Here is a 23,779-nt window from a genome sequence, read left to right as displayed (position 1 = left end):
ATAAGGGCCAAGGCAGCACAGTTGAATCTGTCATGAGATTGACTTAGATTGGCCAGATTGACCTAGGGTTCCCCTCCTAAGGGGGTCAGCTTGTCGGCCTCCCCTCCTCGCACCAAGAGCCTTCTAAGCTTTTTGATCTGTCTTTAGCCCTTAAATGAATCAAAAGTTCCCCCGACCTCGTTCGTCAGTGCCAATCTCTCTTACTATCGTTATTTTGTATGATTCTTTCCGATCGCACCATACGCTCTGAGATTGAGGCTGGACGAATAGTAGTTGACCCATTGGGTGAAAATGCAATTCAACCCTCATCTATAGATCTACGTGTCGATCGCTTCTTTCGTATCTTTCGCAACCATGTAGCTAAGGTGATCGACCCACGTGTCGAACAAAAGGATCTAACTGAAGTTATCGAGGTAGATCTCGATGGTCTTTTTATCTTGCATCCAGGTGAATTTGTCCTAGGCTCAACTCTTGAGCGCATTGGAATCCCAGACAACTTAGTAGGCCGCCTGGAAGGTAAATCATCCCTTGGCCGTCTTGGCCTTTTGATTCACTCAACCGCTGGCTTTGTCGACGCTGGCTTTAGTGGCAATATCACCTTGGAACTCTCCAATGTAGCCAATCTCCCAATAACTGTCTATCCAGGTATGAAGATCGGACAGATCAGCTTTTTGGAGATGACAACCCCAGCCCTTATCCCATATGGCTCTAAGAGCCTTGGTTCTAAGTACCAAAATCAAAGCGGCCCAACCCCATCTATGAGCCATAAGAACTTCGAAGAATAACCATCTTCGCTATCGACTGTTATTTGGGGGGGGGGTGACTGCGTCAGCCATCTATGAGCCATAAGAACTTCGAAGAATAACCATCTATAGAGTTGGCAGATTTGTTACTTGGTGGTAACATTAGTTTTTGCCTATTTTATGACTGCTCTTTCCTCTAATCTATTTGGATGTTCCACCAATTGGATACTTTTGCCAATTGGTTGTTTCAAACTAAATGGCGACTAAATGACGAAATGAGCACTCGTTAGAATCTTTTGGCACCGATGAAGATCCCTGGAGGCTAGATGCGTCTAATCGTTGGATTAGTAATTACTGTGGCTGCATTGGCCATAGCTCTAAATAGAGCGCTATTTATTATGAAGTTGGTGAGATCTGGAGCTAAAGCCCCAAATCGCTCATCAACCATAGCTTCTCGAATTTCAACTGAACTCACAGAGGTACTTGGTCAACGAAAGCTCCTCGCCAAGACAGTCCCAGGAATTGCACACTTCTTTACCTTCTGGGGATTTACCATTTTGATCGCAACGATCATAGAGGCATATGGAGCTCTCTTTCAATCCAACTTCGCCATTCCACTGATTGGCCATGACTCATGGCTTGGCTTTATCGAAGACTTCTTCTCTGTAGCTGTCTTAGTCTCTTTGGTCGTCTTTTCAATAATCAGAGTGATAAATGCACCTAAGAAAAAGGCTAAAGCATCTCGCTTTTATGGATCACATAACTCTGCAGCATGGCTAGTACTGGCGGGAATAGCCCTAGTTGTCATAACCCTATTGGTCTATCGAGCCGCTCAAGTAAATACAGGTGACTTCCCCTATTCCAACTTCGCATTTGCAAGCCACCTAATCGCTAACGCCCTAGCACCCCTGGGCCATTCAGCCAACAGTGCAATTGAGACCATCTTCTTATTGGGTAACATCGCCATCATCATGGGCTTTTTGGTCTTTGTCACCTACTCCAAGCACCTACACATCTTCGTAGCTCCAATCAACATCGCATTCTCTCGACGTCCCAAGGCACTAGGTGCCCTAGATAAGACACCTAACATGGACCCAGAAGAGCTAAGTGAAGACAGCGTCTTTGGCGTAGGCAAGATAGAGGACTTCTCCTGGAAGCAACTGCTAGATCTAGTAACTTGTACAGAATGTGGTAGATGCCAAGAACAGTGTCCCGCCTGGAATACACAAAAGCCCCTCTCTCCCAAACTCCTTATCATGGATCTAAGAGAGCACCTCTTTGAATCCTCCCAGCGCCTATTGACAACCGCTGGAACCACTCAACTTCTTGAAGAACCCAAGATGCTGGTCCCAAGTGTCATAGATCCAGATGTCCTGTGGTCTTGTACCACCTGTGGAGCTTGTGTTGAAGCTTGTCCTGTAGATATAGAACACATCGATGCAATTGTAGATATGCGTCGTTACCAAGTTCTAATGGAGAGCGACTTCCCAAGTGAAGCCCAAGGCATGCTCCGTAACATAGAAAACCAAGGAGACCCATGGGGCCTTGGCTCTTCTCATCGAGGAGATTGGGTATCAGAACTTGACTTTGAAGTCCCAATAATCACCAATGAGATCCCTGAGGATATCGAATACCTCTTTTGGGTTGGCTGTGCTGGAGCACTAGATGAAAGAGCTAGAAAGGTCACCCAATCGATTGCTCGCCTACTTCATAGATCTGGAGTCACCTTTGCAATACTTGCAAAGAAAGAGAGCTGCACCGGTGATCCAGCTCGAAGACTAGGCAACGAATACCTCTATCAAAGCCAAGCAATGACCAACATAGAGACCCTAAATTCAGCCAAAGCCAAAAAGATCATAGCCTCTTGCCCCCACTGCTTTAATTCCTTAGCCAATGAATATCGTGGCCTAGGTGGCAACTACGAAGTCATCCATCACACCCAACTACTCAAAGAGCTAGTAGATGCCAAAGCACTAGTTCCAACCATTACCCAAGATGCCAAAGTAACCTATCACGACCCATGTTACCTAGGTCGCCACAACAACATCTACGAAGAACCAAGAAGTGTCCTTGGATCGCTTCCAGGACTGTCGTCTGTTGAGATGCACAAGCACAAAGAAAAGGGCTTTTGCTGTGGTGCCGGTGGAGCTCGCATGTGGCTAGAAGAAAAGATCGGCAAGAGAGTCAATGTAGAACGCATGGATCAAGCTCTAGAGATGGATCCAGATATGGTATCTACAGCATGCCCCTACTGCATGATCATGCTAGATGACGCAGTCAAGGCCAAGATCGCTGATGGTGGAGCCAAAGAAGGTGTAGAAGTCCTAGATGTAGCCCAGATCCTCGAGAAGTCACTTGAGTGAAACTAAGGAAGTCAAAGACCACTAACCTCCATAACGATGGGTGACTAAAAGCGAAGGGCACCTAAAGGCGGAAGTTGATAGTGGATGCGATAGGTATCTTTGGTGACTTTTTCATAACTTGCGATCAAGCAATATTGAGGCCTGATACCTACCACGATTGAGGTAACTTTAGAAATAGGTTTGAGGGATCAGGAAAGTCTGGTCCAAAGACTTCGGTACAGTGGTCCAAAGATACTGGTGCTGTGGTCCAAAGACACTGCCAATAGTGCTCCAGAGAATCGCAATAGTCAGGCAATCGCGCGAGGTGAGATTTTCTCCTGCATCTGCATCGCCGAAGCTCAAATTTATCTCCATCTCTGAACCCAACCGCTACCCAATAGCGCAGGAACGGCAGGATTGGGCGACTCGTAACCTCCAACTCCACGAATTCTTATTGGAGGTTGTATGTTAAACTCCAATAAGGAGATTTCATGTCTAAGGTTGTGAAGCGGCGCTGGACGAGCGATGTCGGTGGCACCGGACTTTCTCGGAGGGACAGGCGTCGTGTATTTACGAGGCCTACGTCCCTGATCGTCTTATGGGTCGTCGCTTTTGCCTAAAGGGTGAGGTCGCTGCCGATGTAGCAGATGCCGAGGCCGCAATTGCCCGCTTGAATACTCAAGCAGCAGCTCTGGTTGAGACCGAGGCGCTTGCTCGAATCTTGCTTCGTGCTGAAGCGGTCGCCTCGTCACGTATCGAGGGGCTAGAGGTCGGAGCTCGACGCCTCTTGCACGCCGAAGTTATTCGAGGGATGGCCGAGTCCGCATCCGACGTCAGCGCAACCGAGGTTCTCAACAATATCGATGTATTGGTCTTCACCGTCGAAAGCATTGGCTCTGGTGAGGCAATCACCGTCGATCTTCTTCTTGATATCCACCGACGTCTACTCGCCAGAACACTACTGGAGCCATACGCAGGTATCATTCGGGACCAGCAGAACTGGATCGGTGGGAGTTCCTACAACCCGTGCTCCGCCGACTTCGTGCCTCCACCCCCGGAACTCGTCATTGAACTCCTACGAGATTTGTGCGACTTCTCTTGCACCGACGACCTTCTAGCCATTGCGCAGGCAGCCATCGCTCACGCGCAGTTCGAGACCATTCACCCGTTCGTGGATGGCAATGGTCGAACCGGACGAGCCCTTATACACCTGATCCTTCGGCGTCGTGGACTTGCTCTGCGAAGCATCCCTCCGGTGTCGTTGGTGCTCGCCACATGGGCGCGGGATTACATCAATGGCCTTGCCCTTTTCCGATACGTCGGATCGCCTGACGACACTGCTGCCATCGATGGTGTGAATACGTGGATCGGTCGTTTTGCGAGTGCCTGCACTAGGTCTGTGGCTGACGCCATTACCTACGAGGAGCGGGTTGCGGAACTGGAACTTGAGTGGCGCGAACGACTGGGGTCCGTTCGGGCTAACTCTGGAACGGACATCCTTCTTCGGGATCCTTCCCGGTGCCCCAATCCTGACCGCTGAAAGCGCTGCAAAGCTTCTGGGACGGACCTACAAACCGGCAGCCGCTGCGATTGAGCGGCTCGTCGAAGCTGGGATTCTCCAACAGGTGAATGTCGGACGGCGAAACAAGGCGTTCGAGGCACCCGAGGTCATCGCTGCGTTTACGGATCTGGAGCGATAGCTTGCCCATCCAAAAGTCGATACTCGCATGAACAAGCCCGTTCGGACCGTTCCTCGACGTCGCTGAAGAGCTAAGTGTCCCATATGTATTGAGAGTTCGAGTGCACCGTTAGATACTGATATGCGCAAATGCTACGATTTGCATCATACTTGTTATCAGTGTCTCGTATTCGACTTGTGATCGTCAACCGCAAGAGAGAGAGGAATACTCAGCGACCGTTTGACCTTATCAGCGATTTTGAGAAGAACCTTCATTTATGGATCGTCGAATTCGAGGAAGGATAAATCCATATCGTCATTGATACGCCACGGGGATACGATGCGGTTGGGTGAAGCGCTATTCCCGGTGTTGGTGACATCGAATGACAATAACGTCTTGGTCCGTTTGTCTCGAAGCCTCATGGGCATTAACCAACACCGGTGTTTCCATCCGACCAAAGATCGGAGGGTCGCTTTGATGGAGAAGCTCAATACCGCTTCGCTGGGGGTACGTACTGGCTTAGCAGAGAGGGATTTCAGCATCACTAAAGCCGCGATATTGGCGGTATTGGGGATGACCTAGCGAACTAATGGTTTAGATCAAATCGTCCAAATGTGACGGGTTTGTCACGTTATAGGAAACGCCCGCCACCGCCAATTTTACAACACTTTACAACAAAACTTTACAACAAAGAGATCCACAATCGCCAAAGCAGCCGATTCCGAGATAGCCTACTCCAAATATTGTAGATTTCTATGTGATCGGTATCTTTTGGCGAGATCTTTTGTGGTACGTACGATTTGAGTTGTAGGCAATCGCCAATTCTTAGTTGTAGGCGTGCTCGTCAGCTTGGCGAAGGCGCATGGACATGGTCTCTAGGAGGCGTAGTGCCATGGCGGGGATCTCCTCTAAAACCGAGGTAAATTCTCTCGCACTCAGAACAAGAAGTGTCATATCGCTCTTGGCGGTCACGCTAGCCGAACGAGGCAGATGATCCAGTAGTGAGAGTTCTCCAAAGTGTGAGCCAGCCCCTAGGGTTGCGACCTCTTTTCCGGCTTTTGTCACCAGCGCCTCTCCTTCGACAATTAGATAAAAGTCCCTACCCGAGTGACCTTCTTCGCAAATTGAACTGCCCGCCGGCGCCAGGGCCTCATCGCAAGCTCGTTCTAGAAGGGCTAGTTCACGCTTGGAACATCCAGCAAAGAGCCAGATGGAGCGAAGGTGTTGCGCCTTGGAGTCGACGGGTTCGTTTTTTGTCATAGCTAAAAACTAGCCAATTCTAAGGAGTGATGAGCGTTGTTTTGGAAGTCTATCCTTTGGCGGTTACCGCGGGTGCCTTGAGAGGCCCACCTGTAGGTGTTATGGCAAACCAAATTCCACCAGCGCCTTGGGCATTCAGCTGTCCGGGAGCGGTATCGCCTGAGTACGTATAAAGGGGATGCCCAGCATAGGCGATCTGTTCTCCCTTGGTAGGGGAGGTAAGAACTCCTAGATAACCGGCCAAGATTCCCCCTGAGGCTTGTGGAGCGCCATTTGTAAGCACTGGAGGAAAGGCAAGTGAACACGTTGCTTTGCAGCCAGGATAGGTTGGGGTATCGCCAAGTCGCATATAGAGAGTATGGCCATCGGGGGCAGCTAAAACCATTCCGTAGTTTGTCTTTTCCACCATGATCGTAGTTGGACCTTTGGGCAGGCCATTAATTGAGTTCGGAACAGTTGTTGGCGAAAAGACAGGAGTTTGGAAACCCGCACCACTGTAGGTGCGTGGCTTAGCAGTAGACGCCCCATTTAAACTTGGAGCATTGGTTCCACCTGCACCTAAGGTCGCGGTTTTGCTGGCACTGGTGGCACCTAGGCTTCCACCCTCAGGAGGTAGTCCTTTTGATCCAGTTGGTTTTACACAAGCAGTCAATATGGCACCACTTAGAAACGTGGAGAATAAAAGTATCATCGGTCTATGCAAAGTCACGGTAGTAATTGTATTGCATGTCCGCACATTATGGTTCTTCGCCTAATCGATGAGCGCCAGAGCACGTGGCACATTTGCTCAGTTTTCCGATTAACGGTCTTTGGTAATTTAGCGGCGCCAGAATCTAGTTAGTTTTGGTTGCTTGTGGATCGACTGACTGGTGTTTATCATTTGATTTAATTCACGGGATCGAAGATGGATATCGGATCGTAACCATTAAAACAAAGCCCATCGGGTATATATCTTTTGCCATGAATATCCCATAATGTGGTTGGTTTCCCGCGTCTACCGTTCCTCTAAAGGAGATCGGGCCCTTCTTGGTCGATTGGGAACACGCCTAATGACTCCATTACTTCGGTGTCGTCGTTGTAAATTGATGCTGAGTGGGGTCACTAGCGCAGAGGTATTGGGGTCATTTTGGTCAAGCGTTTCAAGCGTTTCGGGTATCTCGAATCCCCCCCCAAGAGAGCTCTATGGTCGATAATGACCTCCAGATCATCTTTTTGAGCTGGCTTTGTACGCGCACTGAATCTCCCAAAGCGCAAACAGGTGGGACGCAATCCTTGAACCTCAAAACTGCAGTATTCCCGCTCCACGGTAATATTGCTACGATAACTCTATGGGTAAAGAGCAGATTTTTGTTACTGTACAAAATCGTGGCCTTATTGCACTTCCGAGCGGTATCCTGAATCGCTTTGGCTTGGATAAGGCGGGTGCCCAAGTCGAGGTGATTGAGAGAGAAGAAGAGATAGTACTGCGTTCCCATTTTGGCGTTTCGGTGGATCAGAGACATGGTTTTGGACTGAGCGGTGGCAAACGCTAGAGCGTGAAGCCCACCAAGCTATTAACAGCGCAAGTGCCACCGTATTTGAAGATGTCGAGTGAACCTCCCCGTCCGTGAGGGCGGGGAGGTTCACTCGACTGGGTTAGCCCTTAATGCTTATCCATCTAGCCACTCGAGATTGGTAGGTGTTGTATTCATCGCTGAAGGTGGCCGTTAGGTAGGCTTCTTCCTTCGGGATGATTATTTTGTCGATGACAACCAGTACTGCGCTATTGAGAACAACGCCGGTAATAGATCCGTTAGCTATTGCCGCTCCAAAGTTACTAAGGGCTGCTCCCAGATAGATTGGATTGCGTGAGAACTTGAAGGGACCGTCTTGAATTAGCTCTGTTTTCTCTACATTTGGATTTGGGTTTTGACTATGTTTTTTCATGGTCAAAAGCGACCAAGTAGATATTGTGATTCCAACTTGGATCGCGAGACGTCCAATAACTGTCATTTTGGTTCCGGATTTTATCCTAATTTTGGATTTTTTATCCAAAGCTAGAGCCGAGGTGGTGGCCAGAACGAAAAGTAGGGGTGGGGGAATATGTTTGGATCGTGTGACTTTGCTATTTTCTTCACCATTACTCATAACATCACCTTATTTGGATGAACTGACTATTCGCGAAAGACCACTGCCACCTGCTTTCTTGTGATGAGTTATGTCTCAGGAGAGGGCCTATTGCTAGATAACGGCTGTTAGTCAGTTTGTTTAGCTTTGTTTTGGCCTTCTTTTGGCTGTGCCCGCTTCTTGTGTTGCCATGGTTTGTGGCGAGGGTATCGGATAAGGCGCTTGACTGTAGTCGACCTCTTGGAGATGGCTGGGGCCACATCTAAGGGGAACTGTGAAATAATTTGTCGATTTAGCAAGAGTTAGTTCAACATTATTGGTCGCCTGGCGAGATTTTTTGAATCCAACCAAAATGTGGCCCTATTGGTTGTGACTAAAAGATCTTCGTAACGGCGCAAAAGAAATAGGCTTCCCATTTAGGTAGGCCTGAGTCGGCAATTGGGTTGGATAGTCTGGTTGATCGTATCAACGGCATTTGGTCGCTTTTGTTTTGTGGAATTAGTGGCTTTTGATTGAACCCAGCATCAAGTCCTAGAGAACTACATGTGCAAGTGAGATTATTATTTTTTGTAACTAAAACTCGTTCTTGCCGTCTGTCTCGTGGTTCGTCAGAGATCTCTATAAGCCACTTTTATTTAGTTGGCGGTTTTGGTTACATAGAGTTGATACCCAACGTGGATATAGTTTAATTTGCGCCCAAAGATCATTGTAAATGCGTCGATGGCAGGTTTCGGACTACGGATTGGATCTTGTCCGTAGGGGAGCTGTTCGAACCACAGATAATCATCGAATGCTAATACTCCTCCAACTCTAAGTAATTTAAAGCTAAGGACCGCGTCAGTTAAGACATCAGGAGCTTGATGGGATCCGTCGACGTAGATAAAGTCAAAATATTCGCCTAAACCCATCGCGAATAATTTAGAGAGGAAGAAGTCCGAGGTTCCTTTGTGTATATGAAGATCAAGGCGATTGTCGATACTATTTCTGGCTAGCTCAATGTTATATAAAAAGCGCTTTTCGACCAATGACATGTCGAGGCCCTGTTCCATATGCTCGATGCCACCGATCCAGGTGTCAATGGCGTGAAGTTCGACATTTGCCAATGCACCGACGGTCTCGACTATATATGTGGTGGCCGCTCCTTCGAAGGACCCGACTTCTAGAAGTTTTCTAGGATTTAATTGCGGAAAAATTGCATCCCATACCGGCTTGGTCGTACCTTGAAACCAGTTATTTGTGAATTCGTAGTTGCTCATGAAATTACGTCGTCCTTTTAAACTTTGATGTAAGGTTGTAAACGACCGGATCCCATGGTCTAGGTTTTTGCAGATACCTACCTTGAATCAATCAGAGGTCGGATTCGCTAGAACGGACACTTCGTGTGCACAAATATATTTTCGACAAATATAGCGTTATCCATTAATCTTTTTCTTTAAATGGCAATATTTCACCAGGGAGACGCTTTTTCCGTGGTCTTTGAGCTCTTGGGAGTAATCGCAAAATTAAGCGGATCGATCCGAGAATTGTCAATCTCTATATGAGGTGCGTTGCCTGATGATCCACTCTCTCCAATCTCCATTTGCGAGCATGTTGATCTTGTCGAAGATTTTGCCAAGTGCGGACTGGAATGTTGATCTGCTTGGGATTTGTATCTTCATGGGTTAGCTGAGTGCGATGGTTGCGCAATTGAAATGGTCGCTCGATTATTCTTGAGTGACTCTAATAGGGTCGAATATACTTGGTCTCGACCTAATTTGAAAAGAAATCTATTTTTTAACCTTTTTGTTCGTTTTGGTGGAGTCTTCGATGTTTCGAAAGAGATATTCTGGCCGACTGCTTCACTCGGTTCAACTCTGGCTAGGCCTTCTTTTGGCTGTGCCCGCTTCTTGTGTTGCCATGGTTTGTGGTGAGGGTATCGGATAAGGTGCCTGACTGTAGTCGACCTCTTGAAGGTCGCCGGGGCCACATCCAAGACTTGCTAATTCGGAGGCGGTGTTAGCGATTGGCGATGGCAGATTTGGAGCGATAAAATTCGGGGCTTTCATCGCTAGTGTTGAAGTCAAGTCTCCCACCGCACTTCGACGCCACTTGGAGATATTTGGTGCTTGAACGCCAAATCTCTCTTCGAGGAAGCGAAGTTGTGAGGTGTGATCGAAGGTCTCGGAGTTTATGTAACCGCCTTTTGAAAAAGGAGACACAACTAACATTGGGACTCGCATTCCAAGGCCGATGGGACCATTGATCCCGCCAGATGATCCATCCAAAGGAGATTTGGTAATGTATTCTCCCTCGGTGCCTGGTGGTGGCACTAAAGGAGGAACGTGGTCGAAGAAACCGTCATTTTCATCCCAGGAGATAAAGAGAACCGTCTTGGACCATACCTTTGGTGATGCAATCAACGCACTTAGCAACTGGTCGATGAACCAAGCACCAAGTGCAGGCGGAGCCGGTGGGTGTTCGTCATAGCCCAAAGGCGGAATTACCCAAGAGACCGATGGAAGCGAGTCGTTGTGAATGTCTGTCATAAAGGTGTCGGGAAATGTCGGCGTAAACGCCTTTTCGTAGAGCGATGACCCCTTGTGGCGATATTGGGAGAAGTAAGGAAGAATTGCGTCAGAGATCCAAAGAACTTCTGGGTTGTCAACTCTATATAGGGGTCCAGGTGGCGTGTAGACCTTCCAGCTGATATTGGCATCCTCTAGTACTTCGGGCATCGTGGTCCAATCGACGCTAAATCGTGCTGACGGAGAGGAGTTGGTAATTAGAACCGGGCCACCATGGCTACCGTTAGGGTCGATCGTTCCGGAGATCGACATGAGGCGATTTGGATGCGTTGGTCCTAAGACTGAGGCATGATAACCGTCGCAAAGGGTGAAGGCATCGGCTAACCCATAGTGATATGGAAGGTCTTGTCGAAGATAGTATCCCATGGTGAGGACTCCATTTGCCACACCTTCATGCAAAGGGTCGGTATGGGTGCTCACAAACCTAGCCATCGAACCGTGGTCCCAGCATTCGTGTTGCGTCTGCCAATCATGCGCCAGGTCAAAGGTGCATTCTCCAACCTTAGATGAGGTGTTGAGCCTAAATGGTAGGAGACGCCCGAGTGGAGGTATCGTGGTGTTTGCGGCAAATGCTTGGGAGAAGGCACCGAGTTGGCCACTTGGATGATCGTCGAAACCTCGAACTCCGGGGTAAGTTCCAAAGTAGTGGTCGAAGGAGCGATTTTCTTGCATCAGAAAGATCACATGTTCGATAGCCCCTAGATCTGACCCAGCTGGAGGTATCGCGATTGCCTTTGAGATCGTCTTTGAATTTCCACAAGACGCCGCTAGGGCGGCCAAACCACCAGCTAGTGCACCTTTTAGGAATCGCCGTCGGTCGAGAAATTGGTCGCTATTTCGATTCAAAGTGCCATGGGTCCCTCGCTATATTGTTATCTTTGGACGCTTTGCTCACTTGGCGTTTCGCTAAGATATCAACGCCACAATAGCACTTTCTATTATCTTTGGGGTGTTATTTGGAGCTGCCCGGGTTGCCAGCTGCAAGATCGATGAGGACCCCGTTTTTCATGCGTTTTATAAGGCGAAGGCGCTGAAATCGGCGAACCCATGATCTAGATCTATCTTTGAGATCAACCTATTAGGACTATTAGCCCTGTTTGATGCCGGAGTTGGTTTTACGCTTTGGTTTTACGCTTTGGTTTTACACCTCGGCTTTACGCTTTGGCTTTAAAATCTAGGCTTTGGATGGTGATGTCTAATAATGGTGCTCTTGGAGAGCCGCTTGAAATTATCAAATTATCAAATTATCAAATTATCAAATTATCAAAGAGCCATAAGCGTCATACAGAGCGATAAGTGTAAATAAGCAATAAGAGCCATAAAGAGCTACACAGAGTCATGCAGAACTATAGAGACCAGCGCCTCCCAAGAAGACGCTGGTAATAAGCCAATGTTAGAACGAGGAAGTCTTAGCCAAAGAGACTTGATGCCAAGTAACTAGTCTCGTCCCAACCAGTGGGTGCGTGTTGCTTTGAGGTTTTGATCGACGTCGTAGACGATGGGTAGTCCATTTGGGATCTCAAGGGTTAGGATCTCTTCGCGGTCGATATCTTCAAGATGCATTACCATGGCTCGCAGAGAGTTGCCGTGGGCTGAAACCAAAAGGGACTTTCCTGCTAGAAGCTGGGGGACCATTACGTCATAGAAGTAAGGAAGCATCCTTTCTCTAACGTCTTTTAGGCATTCAGCATCCGGAATGATCTCTGGTGCTAAATCGCTATACCTAAGATCGTGACGACTATGACTTGGGTCGTTCCTATCAAGTGCCGGTGGCACAACATCATAGGAGCGTCGCCATTGATGAACTTGCTCTGAGCTAAAGCGTTCCTTCATCTCTTCTCGAGTGTGGCCTTGAAGGGCTCCGTAGTGTCGTTCGTTTAATCGCCAGTGACGATAGACAGGGATCCAACTACGACCTAGCTCTTCTAAGGCAAGATCCGAGGTTTTGATAGCTCGACGCAATAGTGAAGTATGAAGGATGTCGGGAGCTAGGCCTTCGCTGGCCATAAGCCTGCCGGCAGCTATTGCTTCCTCAACGCCCTTTTCGGTAAGGTCGATGTCTGTCCATCCTGTGAATTTCTCTTCTAGGTTCCAGGTGCTCTGGCCGTGTCGTAAAAGTATCAATTGTCCCATAACAAGCTCTAAAGGTAGCCTTGATTTTCAAAAAATCTTTCAGAATTGGAAAGAAAATCTCAAAAATCAAAGTTGATATGAGTACACTCAACTTTATTGCACATATAATGTGTATGAAACTTCACTAGGAGGTATTTAGAAAGATGCCAAAAGCCGTAGGAATTGACCTCGGAACTACCAACTCGGTCGTTAGCGTCCTTGAGGGCGGCGACCCGGTAGTAATACCCAATGCAGAAGGTGGTCGTACGACCCCTTCAGTCGTAGCTTTTTCCAAGACTGGAGAGGTTCTTGTCGGCGAAGTCGCCAAGCGCCAAGCAATTACCAATCCAGATCGCACAATACGTTCCGTAAAACGCCATATGGGTACAAACTGGACCATCGATATCGATGGGAAGCCTTTTACTCCACAAGAGATTTCGGCACGTGTTCTATCAAAGTTAAAGAGAGATGCTGAGAGCTACCTTGGCGATACTGTAAATCAAGCCGTAATTACGGTTCCTGCTTATTTTGATGATGCTCAGCGCACCGCGACTAAAGAGGCCGGACAGATTGCAGGCCTTGAGGTCCTTCGTATTATCAATGAGCCAACTGCAGCAGCACTTGCCTATGGATTAGACAAAGAGGGCGAGGATCAGACGGTTTTAGTCTTTGACTTAGGCGGTGGCACCTTCGACGTCTCAGTTCTTGAGATTGGTGACGGTGTCTTTGAGGTCAAGTCGACAAGTGGAAACACAAGCCTTGGTGGCGATGACTGGGATCAACGTGTGATCGATTGGCTCGTAAAGACCTTCAAGGATACAGAGGGAATTGACCTCTCTGGCGACAAGATGGCGATGCAAAGGCTCAAAGAGGCTGGCGAAAAGGCCAAGATTGAGCTTAGCGCCGTTGGTGAAACCACAATTAACCTTCCCTTTATCACTGCTAATGCAGAGGGACCAAAGCATCTTGATCTCAAGCTAACTCGGTCTAAGTTCCAAGAGCTAACCGAGGATCTAACTCAAGCTTGTCGTGGGCCATTCGAGCAAGCAATTCGCGATGCTGGCTTAACCAAAGAGCAGATCGATCACGTTGTCTTGGTAGGTGGCTCGACTCGTATGCCAGCTATTCAAGAGCTAGTAACCGGTATCACAGGAAAAGAGCCTCATAAGGGTGTAAACCCCGATGAGGTAGTAGCAATTGGTGCTGCGGTGCAAGCTGGCGTTCTAAAGGGCGAAGTAAAAGATGTTCTACTTCTTGACGTTACCCCTCTAAGCCTTGGTATTGAGACCAAGGGTGGAGTGATGACCAAGTTGATCGAGCGAAATACTACGATTCCAACCAAGCGTACTGAGGTATTTACCACCGCAGACGACAGTCAGCCTTCGGTTGAGATTCATGTCTTGCAAGGTGAGCGCGAGATGGCCATGTACAATAAGACCCTTGGAAAGTTCCAGCTTGTTGGCCTTCCTCCTGCACCAAGAGGGATTCCTCAGATTGAGGTAACCTTTGATATCGATGCCAATGGTATCGTTCATGTCTCTGCTAAGGATCGCGCTACCAACAAAGAGCAGTCGATCACGATCTCAGGACAGAGCACGCTAAGCAAAGATGACATCGATCGAATGGTCAAAGATGCTGAGGCTCACGTAGCTGACGATAAGCGACGTCGCGAAGAGGCTGATATCCGAAATAACGGCGATACTTTGGTCTACCAGACTGAGAAGCTGCTAAAGGAGCAAGGTGAGAAGTTCTCGGGTGACGAGAAGGAAACTGTGGAGGCCGCCCTTGAGACACTCAAGAAGGCGCTTGCCGACAGTGATGTCGAGGTTATCAAGAATGCCACAGATGCCCTCATGAAGTCCTCGCAAGATTTCACTCAACGCCTTTACGAAGAGGCTTCCAAGGCAGCAGCTAGTGCGCCTAACCAAGAGGATGCAAGTGCTCAAAGTGCCGCTAGTGACGATGAAGTCGTCGATGCAGAGATCGTCGACGACCCCAAGCCCTAAACGCTTAATGAGTTGCTGACTCTATTCATAGGAGCTATTGGCCTTTTGTGATTTTGACCGATTACAAAAGGCCACCAGTTCAATCTTATGTAGAGTTGCAAATCTCTCTTGGGTTGCACTGTGGCATCTAAGTGAATTTTATTGATGAAATTAGATTCCCACAGTGCTATGAGTAGATCTTTGCGATAGACGCATTGTAAGTTTGAAGATATTTACCGAAAGGATACCAATGAGCGATTCGGATGCGCCTTTGGAAGCCGAAGGAGCAATTACGAGGGCAGACGATGGTACGTTTGGCGATCAGAACCAAGAGATCGACGGCAACGGCGGAGCCATCTTTGATGATTTTACGGAAAATGGTGATGAGGTTATCGTTCCCGATCTTATAGATGAGACCTTGGCCGATGACGAGGTTCCCTCTTGGGATAATTTGGCTGATGTGGTTTCGCAGATCACCAAAGAGCGCGACGACTATTTGGATGCACTACAGCGCACCAAGGCAGATTTCGACAATTTCCGTCGACGAACGGCTCGATTGGAAGCCGAAGCATCTGAAAGACGAGTAGTAGCGCTTTTGGAGCGATTGATACCAAGTCTCGATGATTTAGCCTCGCTCTTAGCCCATAAAGTTGGTGCTCCTGACGAAGAGTTGGTAACAAAGACAATTAGGCCAATTTTCAGCGCGCTTGCAAATGAAGGGTTAGTGGTTATCGAAGAGGTCGGTGCTGAATTTGACCCTGAGATCCATCAAGCTGTTGCTCATGAAGATGGTGACGGACCAGCCAAGGTGGCGGAAATATTTAGATCTGGATACCTTTGGAAGGGTAAGACGATTCGACCAGCGATGGTAAAGGTAGTGGGGTGATAGCCCATGTCGGCTAACAGCGAGTGGTACGAAAAGGATTACTACTCAATTTTGGGTGTCGATAAGTCGGCAAGCGAAAAAGATATCCGAAATGCCTATCGTAAGTTGGCCAAGGCATATCATCCCGATGCCCATCCCGGTTCCGAGGAGAAGTTCAAGGAACTCTCAAGCGCCTATGAGGTGCTCGGAGATGCTAAACGAAGAAGTGAATACGACTCCTTTAAGGATCAATCTCCATTTATGCCTCGAACCGGAGGCGGAGGTGGAGGATCAGAGCCAGGCTTCAACTTCAAAGTCGAGGATTTGGGAGACGTCTTTGGTGGCCTCTTCAATAAAGGTAGGCGAAATCCTACAGCTGGACCACAGCGTGGTAGCGACGTAGATACTTCATTGTCGATTACCTTTATCGAATCCATTGAAGGCCTTACCACCTCAGTAAATGTGATTGGGGAGGCCCAGTGCCGAACTTGTCATGGAACTGGTGCAGCGCCAGGTAGTTCTCCGGTTGTCTGTGCGAGATGCCAAGGAAGTGGCTCGGTAAATGAGAATCAAGGTTTTTTCTCCTTTTCTCAACCCTGTCCCGCCTGTGGTGGCAGGGGACTACGAGTCGACTTACCTTGTAATTCGTGCCAAGGCACAGGAACGGTTCCTTCCAATCGAAAGCTCAATGTTCGAATTCCAGCTGGAGTCGAAGATGGTCAACGCATTCGGCTCAAACAAAAGGGTGGACCGGGACGAAATGGGGGCCCAAGTGGAGATCTTTATATCACCATTAAGGTGGGTGCGGATCCAAGATTTTCCAGGCGCGGAAATGACTTGGTTACCACTTCTAAGATCTCTTTTCCCCAGGCGACGCTTGGAACCGACATTGTGGTTCCGACATTGCGTTCGAGTGTGAAGCTTAGAGTTCCGGCAGGCACTAAGTCTGGTCAGGTTTTGAGAGCCAAGGGATATGGCGTAGCACCCTCGGGTCGCAGGATCACGCCAGGTGATCTTTTGGTAACGATTGAAATCGTTATTCCAAAGAATCTCTCTGATGAACAACGTAAATTAGTTGAAGAGTTAGCACGGATCCTACCTAAGGAGGTTTAGTTCGACTCTTCTTTGAGTGACCTTTCTTGTTATATCACTAAGGAGGTGCCATGGCAGGCGAATCTTATAATGAATCATTTTTTAGAGCCGTATATGTTATCTCTGTCGCGGCCGAACTAGCAGGAGTGCACCCGCAAACGCTCCGTATCTATGAGCGGCGCGGTCTTTTGGATCCAAAGCGTACTAGCGGTGGCTCCAGGCGCTATTCTCAGCGTGATCTTGAGAGACTTAGGAGAATCTCGGATCTAACTGAAGCTGGCGTGAATCTAGAGGGTGTTCGGCGAATTTTGGAACTTGAAGAGGAGGTGATGGAGCTAAAGAGCGAGATCAAACGAATTAAAGATTCCAAAAAAGAAGAGGTGGATGAGACCCATCGTCAATATCGAAGGGATCTAGTCCCGATTAACCAGGCGGTTGTTCCATTTATGTACTATAGGTTTCCAATTGGAAATAACGATTAGTTCTTTTGGAATCGTTGAGATGCTTTGGGAGTCTTTGGTGGCTAAATTTTCATAATTGTGGATTTTAACGTGTCCTTTTGCCGAAAGCGAGCTATCTTCGAATCAGAGTGATTTTTCGGTCATTTATTACCGAAATAGCCCAGATTCTATATTGTCATTGAGGTGTCTTTGTGATCTATCTTGAACGACATTTGGGAGCTGCCTTTCTCTTGTAATTTTGATAGCGAGTTGTGTTTTGAATGCATCACTTTAGGTGCTCTTTGTCGGAAGTTCGTTTTTGCCTAGTGATTCCTAATTGTTGATTCCAACCGGGCTCTTTCAAACAGGCAATAAATCCCCCAGTTGTGCTTTGTTGTCGTTGTGGTAGCTAACTTTGGAAAACCTGATTTTAGGGCTTTTGGGTTTAGGGCGTCTGCCATAGCGTATCTAGCGGTCGGGATCTTTTTCAGGGGACTTAATCAAAGGCGCTCTTCTTCTTGGGTTTGGAGGTCGATTAGATGTAGGTCTTGGAGATCTTTTCGAAATGACTCTTTTATCCTGGCAATTTGATCGGTAGTATTGTCGTAGCCTTGACATTCCATGAATTTAAAGGGCGACATATTGGTCGAAGCCTTAGATCGTAGGACTTTGGTATAGGCGCTTTCTCGCATCACTTCTTTAGCAATGGTCGCTTTGTTATTTGGGCGTCGAGAAATTTATAATTTGCTTTTTTGGGAGAATTGTTGACTGTAATGTGGTTTTGTAGCTAGTGGCTTTGGCATCTTGTTGGTAACACAGCTTCCAACAGTTTTAATTTCGCCCCGCATAAGACAACCCCAGACAAGATATCACCTAGGGCTTATCCCAGTAGAAGCCAACCCAGTAGAAGCCAACCCAGTAGAAGCTAGACCGTAACACATGCCCATTTTAATCGACCTGGAATTATGACCCTTGATTAAGTTAAATTTCGACGTTAGTCCAGGGTGATAATTCGAAGATGAGATTGTCGCAAAATAGATCCGAAGTTACCATGAATAAAGTTAAAAACTAAGGCCAATCGAGGTCCATAAAACTTGGATTGCTTCTTGGGATTTTTTGTTTTATCAGGATTATTTTCCCCAATTAAAAGGGGATAAAGTTTCTATTTTTTTGTCTTTGAATTAATTATGATTACGTAATATTAGATCTCTTGGTAGAGAATTTTAGGCGCGAATAACTGTTTGATTGTTTGACCAAGGATCTTGTTTGCTTTTTAGAAGATTTTCTGGCTCAGTTTATCGATTGCGGAGCTAGGGACCCGAAATAGGTGGTGGATTAATATATGAGCACGATAAATACTAACAAATGGACTCAAAAGACCCAAGAGGCGCTTTCAGCGGCCCTTGAAGACGCTAAAGCTCGCTCGAATCCAGAGGTGACTCCAGATCACTTGGCACTTGCACTGATTGGCCAAGGAGAGGGACTTACATTGCCGATTCTGTCGAAATTGAACCTCTCGCCTCTAGCATTACGCAACAAGATTGTGGCACGTCTTGATTCGTCGACAAAGGTCTTTGGAGCTGATCCAACTATGTCACGGGCGCTATTGGATTTAGTCAAGATGGCAGACCTCAATCGTGCTGAGATGCGTGACGACTATCTCTCGGTAGAACACCTTTTACTTGAGTTGGCACCTCTCTTTGAAGTCGACAGGGCCTCTATGCTTAGCGTACTCAAAGAGGTACGAGGTAGCCAGAGGGTGACCTCTCAAAATCCAGAGGAGACCTTTGCCGCTCTTGAGCGTTATGGTCGAGATCTAACTAAAGCTGCCCTTGGGGGAAAGATCGATCCGGTCATTGGCCGAGATGAAGAGATTCGTAGGGTGATCCAGGTTCTGTCGAGGAGAACTAAGAATAATCCTATTTTAATTGGAGAACCGGGCGTAGGAAAGACAGCAATCGTTGAAGGTTTGGCGCTAAGAATCGTACAAGGCGATGTGCCAGAAGGCCTTAAGTCCAAGCGTCTAATTGCCTTAGATCTAGCATCAATGGTGGCTGGAGCGAAATATCGAGGTGAGTTTGAAGAGAGACTGAAGGCTGTCTTGGCTGAGATTGCGTCCTCTGATGGTGAGGTAATCACCTTTATCGACGAGATGCACACTGTGGTAGGAGCTGGAGCTGGCGAGGGAGCGATGGATGCTTCCAATATGCTCAAGCCAATGTTGGCTCGAGGTGAGCTTCGGATGGTCGGAGCGACCACACTCGATGAATATCGCAAATACATCGAAAAGGATCCTGCACTTGAGAGGCGTTTTCAAAGGGTTCTGGTTGAAGAGCCAACCGTTGAAGCTTCAGTTGCTATTTTGCGAGGCCTAAAGGAGCGCTATGAGGTCTTTCATGGTGTTCGGATTCAGGATCGTGCACTAGTGGCTGCGGTATTGCTATCTAAGCGTTACATTACAGATCGCTTTTTGCCCGATAAGGCGATAGACCTGGTCGATGAGGCTGCGAGTCGTTTGCGTATTGAGATTGACTCAATGCCAACTGAAATTGACGTCGTTGATCGACGAATCCGCCAGTTGGAGATCGAGAAGATTTCGCTCGAGGGAGAAGATGACCGATCATCGCTTGATCGCTTGAGCAAGATCGACTCTGATTTGGCGAATTTGAACGAAGAGCGATCTACCATGGTTGGTCACTGGCAGCTTGAGAAGGAAAAGATCGAGACGATACGAACAGCCAAGGAGTCCCTAGAGTCATCTCGACTGGCCGCTGATCGTTATTCGCGAGAGGGAAGTCTCGATAAGGCTTCTGAGATTTTATATTCGCGAATCCCGATGATCGAAGAGGAGATAAAGGCCCAAAGTGCCAGCCTTGAGGAGCTGCAATCTGATATGAAGATGCTTCGAGAAGAGGTGAGCGACGCCGACATAGCGGGGGTCGTTTCAAATGCCACAGGAATTCCCGTTTCAAAGATGCTCGAAGGGGAAGTCGGTAAATTGCTGGCGATGGAGGATGAACTTCATCGGCGTGTAATTGGCCAAGACGATGCAATCTCAGCTGTTGCCAATGCTATTCGGCGTTCTCGTGCTGGCCTTGGTGATCCGAATCGACCAATTGGAAGCTTCCTATTTTTGGGGCCAACAGGAGTTGGAAAGACCGAGATGGCAAAGGCTCTAGCTGGCTTTCTCTTTGACGATGAGCGGGCTATGACCCGCATCGACATGGGAGAATATCAAGAGGCACATACCGTAGCTCGCTTAGTCGGAGCACCTCCAGGATATGTTGGATACGACGAAGGTGGACAACTCTCCGAAGCGATACGACGACGTCCCTATTCGGTGGTTTTGCTTGATGAGCTAGAGAAGGCGCACCAGGATGTCTTTAACGTTCTCTTGCAGGTCTTAGATGACGGTCGGCTGACAGATGGCCAGGGGAGAACTGTCAACTTCACCAATACCGTCTTGATCATGACTTCGAATCTAACTGTAGATCCAAGGGCATTCTTCAAACCGGAATTTGTAAACCGTATCGATGAGATTATTACATTTCACTCCCTTAGTCAGGATGACCTAGACAAAATTACAGATCTGATGATCGATGAGATCAAAGAGCGATTGGCGCTTCGTAAGATATCGTTGGATGTCTCTCCTGGCCTGCGAACTTTAATTGCAACCGAAGGTTTTGATCCGGCCTTTGGGGCTAGACCACTTAGGAGAGTTTTGCAGCGCCTTCTTGGTAATGCGATCTCGAGTGCTATTTTGAGTGGAACCTTCGGAGAGGGAGATACAATTCATGCCTTTATTGATCCATCTAATCCCCTCGCCGTTGCCCTTAATTGATTGAGATGCGCCTAGCATTTACTTGGACTTTTTCACCGGAAAAGTTCTGGGATTTCTAAGGAGGCCTATCTTGCCAGTAAAGGTCGTAGTAGGTACGCAATGGGGTGACGAGGGCAAAGGAAAGCTCACCGATTCCATGGCCGCACAGTGTGACTATGTGGTTCGCTATCAGGGTGGTCATAATGCCGGCCATACTGTAGTGGTGGGGGAAGAGTCTTTTGCACTTTCGTTGATTCCCTCTGGAATTTTATCCGAGCGTGCCACTTGCGTAATTGGTAATGGCGTTGTGGTTGAGCCAGGTGTCTTAATCAAAGAGATGGAGGCGCTAAATGCGAGAGGTGTGGATACCTCTCGCATCCTGGTCTCTGGCTCTGCACATCTGATAATGCCCTATCACCTAGAGCTCGATAGGGTAACAGAACGTTACCTTGGAAAGAATGCCCTTGGTACAACCAAGAGGGGAATCGGACCCGCCTATGCCGACAAGGCCAACCGAATTGGCCTTAGAGTTCAAGACCTCCTCGATGAAAAGATCTTTCGCCAAAAGCTCGACGTGGCATTGCGTGAGAAAAATGCTGTCCTCTCAAAGGTATATAACCGTCTTCCGCTCTCGGGCGATGAGATTGCCGATCGTTATCTAGGCGAATATGCCTCTAAGATTGCTCCTCATATCGCTGATACGGTTGAGATTTTACAAAATGCTGTGGCAGCGGGTAAAGAGATTCTTCTCGAAGGCGCCCAAGCTACCTTCTTGGATATAGATCATGGGACCTATCCATTTGTCACCTCCTCTTCGCCAACTGCTGGTGGTGCCTGCATCGGAAGCGGAATTGGACCACGACAACTCGGATCGATCATTGGAATTTCAAAGGCATACCTCACCCGAGTGGGAGCTGGACCATTTCCAACTGAGCTAAAGGATGAGACCGGCGATCGCCTCATAGAGATCGGTCATGAATTCGGAACGGTGACTGGACGTCGACGTAGGGCGGGATGGTTTGATGCAGTTTTGGTGCGACATGCAGCACGCTTGAACTCTTTGACAGAGATTGCTCTTACCAAGATGGACGTCCTCGATAGCTTTGAGACAATAAAGGTATGCGTAGCATATCGAGATGGGGATAAGATCCTAGATTCGGTCCCCTATCATCAGAGTGTTTTTCATAAGGTTGAGCCGATTTACGAAGAGTTCCAAGGTTGGATGACCGATATCTCTGCTGCGCGAAAACTTAGCGACTTGCCAAAAGAGGCTCGGGTCTACGTTGAATTCTTGAAAGAGAATCTTGGTGTGCCTATTACGACAATAGGTGTTGGACCAGAGCGCGAACAGTTCGTACAGGGTTAATGGTGACCGCGGTTACTCAGAGTCCCCATTTGCGGATCGTCGTTGTCGGAGGTGGAGGGCGAGAGCACGCTATCGCCGACACGCTTGTTCGCGAGGGTCATAGTGTTACAGTGACACCTGGCAATCCGGGAATTGCACAAATTTGTGGTACCTCTTCGTTGGATGCAACACAGCTAGAAGCTGACCTATTTGTGATTGGACCAGAAGCTCCACTTGTAGATGGTCTCGCTGATCGCCTTCGCCAGCAGGGCAAGTCGGTCTTTGGTCCTGGACGCGACGGCGCAATGCTTGAAGGTTCTAAAGACTTTATGAAAGAGATTGCTGCGAGTGCGAAGGTGCCTACGGCAAATTATCGTACTTTTGATAATTTGGAACTAGCTATTTCTTATCTAAGAGGAACCGATGGTCCCTACGTGATAAAGACCGACGGTCTAGCGGCTGGTAAGGGCGTGCTTGTAACAAGCGACTTAGACGAAGCAATCTTGGATGTAACCCAAAAATTAAGTGGTACTAGTTTTGGAGATGCAGGGCGAAAGGTCATCATAGAAGAGTGTCTAGTTGGTAATGAGATCTCTTTGATGGTCGTTTGTGACGGTAAAAGCGCATTGGCATTACCGTGTGCTTGTGACCATAAACGTTTGAGTGATGGTGACCTTGGTCCAAATACAGGTGGAATGGGTGCGTATTCTCCGGTCGCTTGGTTCGATGAAGGAATGACCCAAAGGGCGATGGACGAGATAGTGCATCCAACCTTGGCCAAGTTGACTTCAATGGGAATCGACTATCGTGGTCTGCTCTATGCGGGACTGATCATTACCCAAGAGGGTCCTAAGCTGATTGAATTTAATGTGAGATTTGGAGATCCAGAAGCTCAAGTTATTCTTCCGCAGCTAGAGGGCCAATTAGGATTGCTTTTGCTCAGCGCAGCAAAAGGTGACCTCGATAGTGCAATCGTGCCAAATAAGAAAAATGGTGTGGTCGTGGTTATGGCCGCACCTGGTTATCCTGAGTCGCCCAAGGTAAATGGAGAGATCATCGGTCTTGGCGAAGCTGCGAAACTTGATGGTGTACGAATCTTTCACAGCGGAACTAAATTGACCGACCAAGGTGCAATTGTGGTTGGCGGAGGTCGAGTAATAGGAGTTTGTGGCTTTGATGAAGATCTCCGAGGCGCTATCTCCAAGGCATATCGTGCGGTAGATCGCATCTCCTTCGATGGGGCACAATTCCGAAGGGATATAGCAGCGAGAGAAGAGTAGGGATCCCTTCTTAATGGTTGATCGAGATCTGTTGGCTAAGGATTTCTTTTTGCATTTAATTGTTTATGCATCACTTCTGATTCCTAGGTTTGCTTTTTCGGCAATAGGGATCGTTGGCGAATAGATTGTCATATGTATTTGAGACG

Annotated in this window: 19 protein-coding genes; 11 read left to right on the top strand and 8 right to left on the bottom strand. The window is 47.9% G+C overall.

Annotated features, from left to right (window positions below; all coding sequences use genetic code 11):
* The first annotated feature begins 218 nt into the window (after positions 1 to 218).
* The 3 genes from dcd (at position 219) to ACIDITHRIX25_RS80620 (ending at position 4,625) form a co-directional block, all read left to right on the top strand.
* Positions 219 to 785 (top strand): dCTP deaminase, encoded by a 567-nt coding sequence (gene dcd / locus ACIDITHRIX25_RS80630; protein ID WP_201733463.1) that lies wholly within the window; start codon positions 219 to 221, stop codon positions 783 to 785.
* A 284-nt stretch (positions 786 to 1,069) separates the two neighbouring features.
* Positions 1,070 to 3,106 carry a (Fe-S)-binding protein gene (locus ACIDITHRIX25_RS80625; RefSeq protein ID WP_201733462.1) on the top strand — a complete coding sequence of 679 codons (2,037 nt, stop codon included), beginning with the start codon at positions 1,070 to 1,072 and terminating at the stop codon, positions 3,104 to 3,106.
* A gap of 577 nt (positions 3,107 to 3,683) precedes the next feature.
* Positions 3,684 to 4,625 carry a Fic family protein gene (locus ACIDITHRIX25_RS80620; protein WP_200891336.1) on the top strand — a complete coding sequence of 314 codons (942 nt, stop codon included), beginning with the start codon at positions 3,684 to 3,686 and terminating at the stop codon, positions 4,623 to 4,625.
* A 27-nt stretch (positions 4,626 to 4,652) separates the two neighbouring features.
* Here the strand turns inward: ACIDITHRIX25_RS80620 and ACIDITHRIX25_RS80615 are convergent, their stop codons facing one another.
* The 3 genes from ACIDITHRIX25_RS80615 to ACIDITHRIX25_RS80605 form a co-directional block, all read right to left on the bottom strand.
* A complete protein-coding gene (locus ACIDITHRIX25_RS80615; protein WP_200891335.1) occupies positions 4,653 to 4,913 on the bottom strand; it encodes a hypothetical protein in 261 nt (86 codons plus the stop codon).
* Positions 4,914 to 5,589: 676 nt separating this feature from the next.
* Positions 5,590 to 6,024: a cyclic nucleotide-binding domain-containing protein gene (locus ACIDITHRIX25_RS80610; RefSeq protein ID WP_052607027.1), complete on the bottom strand. Its 435-nt coding sequence runs from the start codon at positions 6,022 to 6,024 to the stop codon at positions 5,590 to 5,592.
* Between the two features lie 49 nt (positions 6,025 to 6,073).
* Positions 6,074 to 6,676: a COG4315 family predicted lipoprotein gene (locus tag ACIDITHRIX25_RS80605; RefSeq protein ID WP_052607026.1), complete on the bottom strand. Its 603-nt coding sequence runs from the start codon at positions 6,674 to 6,676 to the stop codon at positions 6,074 to 6,076.
* Positions 6,677 to 7,352: 676 nt separating this feature from the next.
* Here ACIDITHRIX25_RS80605 and ACIDITHRIX25_RS80600 point away from each other — a divergent pair.
* A complete protein-coding gene (locus ACIDITHRIX25_RS80600; protein WP_052607025.1) occupies positions 7,353 to 7,556 on the top strand; it encodes a hypothetical protein in 204 nt (67 codons plus the stop codon).
* 103 nt (positions 7,557 to 7,659) lie between these two features.
* Here ACIDITHRIX25_RS80600 and ACIDITHRIX25_RS80595 read toward each other — a convergent pair whose 3' ends face one another.
* The 4 genes from ACIDITHRIX25_RS80595 to gpmA all read right to left on the bottom strand — a co-directional run bounded on the left by ACIDITHRIX25_RS80595 (position 7,660) and on the right by gpmA (position 12,827).
* The gene (locus ACIDITHRIX25_RS80595; protein ID WP_052607024.1) at positions 7,660 to 8,151 is read right to left on the bottom strand and encodes a methyltransferase family protein; all 492 of its coding nucleotides are present in this window, start codon (positions 8,149 to 8,151) and stop codon (positions 7,660 to 7,662) included.
* Between the two features lie 614 nt (positions 8,152 to 8,765).
* The gene (locus ACIDITHRIX25_RS80590) at positions 8,766 to 9,386 is read right to left on the bottom strand and encodes a class I SAM-dependent methyltransferase (RefSeq protein ID WP_201733461.1); all 621 of its coding nucleotides are present in this window, start codon (positions 9,384 to 9,386) and stop codon (positions 8,766 to 8,768) included.
* A gap of 591 nt (positions 9,387 to 9,977) precedes the next feature.
* A complete protein-coding gene (locus ACIDITHRIX25_RS80585; protein WP_052604934.1) occupies positions 9,978 to 11,540 on the bottom strand; it encodes a phospholipase C in 1,563 nt (520 codons plus the stop codon).
* Positions 11,541 to 12,131: 591 nt separating this feature from the next.
* Positions 12,132 to 12,827, bottom strand: a complete 696-nt coding sequence (gene gpmA, locus ACIDITHRIX25_RS80580; protein WP_052604935.1) for a 2,3-diphosphoglycerate-dependent phosphoglycerate mutase — start codon at positions 12,825 to 12,827, stop codon at positions 12,132 to 12,134.
* A gap of 143 nt (positions 12,828 to 12,970) precedes the next feature.
* Here gpmA and dnaK point away from each other — a divergent pair, with 143 nt between their 5' ends.
* The 4 genes from dnaK (at position 12,971) to ACIDITHRIX25_RS80560 (ending at position 17,230) form a co-directional block, all read left to right on the top strand.
* Positions 12,971 to 14,812 carry a molecular chaperone DnaK gene (gene dnaK / locus ACIDITHRIX25_RS80575; protein ID WP_052604936.1) on the top strand — a complete coding sequence of 614 codons (1,842 nt, stop codon included), beginning with the start codon at positions 12,971 to 12,973 and terminating at the stop codon, positions 14,810 to 14,812.
* A 229-nt stretch (positions 14,813 to 15,041) separates the two neighbouring features.
* Positions 15,042 to 15,677: a nucleotide exchange factor GrpE gene (locus ACIDITHRIX25_RS80570; RefSeq protein ID WP_052604937.1), complete on the top strand. Its 636-nt coding sequence runs from the start codon at positions 15,042 to 15,044 to the stop codon at positions 15,675 to 15,677.
* A 6-nt stretch (positions 15,678 to 15,683) separates the two neighbouring features.
* Positions 15,684 to 16,769 carry a molecular chaperone DnaJ gene (gene dnaJ, locus ACIDITHRIX25_RS80565; protein WP_052604938.1) on the top strand — a complete coding sequence of 362 codons (1,086 nt, stop codon included), beginning with the start codon at positions 15,684 to 15,686 and terminating at the stop codon, positions 16,767 to 16,769.
* Between the two features lie 50 nt (positions 16,770 to 16,819).
* Positions 16,820 to 17,230 carry a heat shock protein transcriptional repressor HspR gene (locus ACIDITHRIX25_RS80560; RefSeq protein ID WP_052604939.1) on the top strand — a complete coding sequence of 137 codons (411 nt, stop codon included), beginning with the start codon at positions 16,820 to 16,822 and terminating at the stop codon, positions 17,228 to 17,230.
* Positions 17,231 to 17,688: 458 nt separating this feature from the next.
* Here ACIDITHRIX25_RS80560 and ACIDITHRIX25_RS80555 read toward each other — a convergent pair whose 3' ends face one another.
* Entirely contained in the window at positions 17,689 to 17,880 is a 192-nt protein-coding gene (locus ACIDITHRIX25_RS80555) for a hypothetical protein (RefSeq protein ID WP_052604940.1), read from the bottom strand.
* 650 nt (positions 17,881 to 18,530) lie between these two features.
* Here ACIDITHRIX25_RS80555 and ACIDITHRIX25_RS80550 point away from each other — a divergent pair.
* The 3 genes from ACIDITHRIX25_RS80550 to purD all read left to right on the top strand — a co-directional run bounded on the left by ACIDITHRIX25_RS80550 (position 18,531) and on the right by purD (position 23,633).
* Positions 18,531 to 21,029, top strand: coding sequence for an ATP-dependent Clp protease ATP-binding subunit (locus ACIDITHRIX25_RS80550; RefSeq protein ID WP_052604942.1), 2,499 nt, complete (start codon positions 18,531 to 18,533; stop codon positions 21,027 to 21,029).
* Between the two features lie 70 nt (positions 21,030 to 21,099).
* Positions 21,100 to 22,374, top strand: a complete 1,275-nt coding sequence (locus tag ACIDITHRIX25_RS80545) for an adenylosuccinate synthase (protein ID WP_052604943.1) — start codon at positions 21,100 to 21,102, stop codon at positions 22,372 to 22,374.
* Positions 22,374 to 23,633: a phosphoribosylamine--glycine ligase gene (gene purD / locus ACIDITHRIX25_RS80540; RefSeq protein ID WP_052604944.1), complete on the top strand. Its 1,260-nt coding sequence runs from the start codon at positions 22,374 to 22,376 to the stop codon at positions 23,631 to 23,633. The genes ACIDITHRIX25_RS80545 and purD overlap by 1 nt, the downstream gene beginning before the upstream one ends.
* The last annotated feature ends 146 nt before the right edge of the window (positions 23,634 to 23,779 follow it).

It is taken from the genome of Acidithrix sp. C25 (assembly GCF_904848545.2).
This window is presented reverse-complemented; position numbering and strand designations above follow the sequence as displayed.

Excerpts from the sequence above, each read along its gene's own strand:
- ACIDITHRIX25_RS80570 (WP_052604937.1), top strand. The coding sequence starts at position 15,042 with ATGAGCGATTCGGATGCGCCTTTGGAAGCCGAAGGAGCAATTACGAGG.
- ACIDITHRIX25_RS80560 (WP_052604939.1), top strand. The coding sequence starts at position 16,820 with ATGGCAGGCGAATCTTATAATGAATCATTTTTTAGAGCCGTATATGTT.
- ACIDITHRIX25_RS80625 (WP_201733462.1), top strand. The coding sequence starts at position 1,070 with ATGCGTCTAATCGTTGGATTAGTAATTACTGTGGCTGCATTGGCCATA.
- dnaJ (WP_052604938.1), top strand. The coding sequence starts at position 15,684 with ATGTCGGCTAACAGCGAGTGGTACGAAAAGGATTACTACTCAATTTTG.
- dnaK (WP_052604936.1), top strand. The coding sequence starts at position 12,971 with ATGCCAAAAGCCGTAGGAATTGACCTCGGAACTACCAACTCGGTCGTT.
- ACIDITHRIX25_RS80550 (WP_052604942.1), top strand. The coding sequence starts at position 18,531 with ATGAGCACGATAAATACTAACAAATGGACTCAAAAGACCCAAGAGGCG.
- ACIDITHRIX25_RS80590 (WP_201733461.1), bottom strand. The coding sequence starts at position 9,386 with ATGAGCAACTACGAATTCACAAATAACTGGTTTCAAGGTACGACCAAG.
- ACIDITHRIX25_RS80555 (WP_052604940.1), bottom strand. The coding sequence starts at position 17,880 with ATGCGAGAAAGCGCCTATACCAAAGTCCTACGATCTAAGGCTTCGACC.
- ACIDITHRIX25_RS80620 (WP_200891336.1), top strand. The coding sequence starts at position 3,684 with ATGGGTCGTCGCTTTTGCCTAAAGGGTGAGGTCGCTGCCGATGTAGCA.
- purD (WP_052604944.1), top strand. The coding sequence starts at position 22,374 with ATGGTGACCGCGGTTACTCAGAGTCCCCATTTGCGGATCGTCGTTGTC.
- ACIDITHRIX25_RS80610 (WP_052607027.1), bottom strand. The coding sequence starts at position 6,024 with ATGACAAAAAACGAACCCGTCGACTCCAAGGCGCAACACCTTCGCTCC.
- dcd (WP_201733463.1), top strand. The coding sequence starts at position 219 with ATGATTCTTTCCGATCGCACCATACGCTCTGAGATTGAGGCTGGACGA.
- ACIDITHRIX25_RS80595 (WP_052607024.1), bottom strand. The coding sequence starts at position 8,151 with ATGAGTAATGGTGAAGAAAATAGCAAAGTCACACGATCCAAACATATT.
- gpmA (WP_052604935.1), bottom strand. The coding sequence starts at position 12,827 with ATGGGACAATTGATACTTTTACGACACGGCCAGAGCACCTGGAACCTA.
- ACIDITHRIX25_RS80600 (WP_052607025.1), top strand. The coding sequence starts at position 7,353 with ATGGGTAAAGAGCAGATTTTTGTTACTGTACAAAATCGTGGCCTTATT.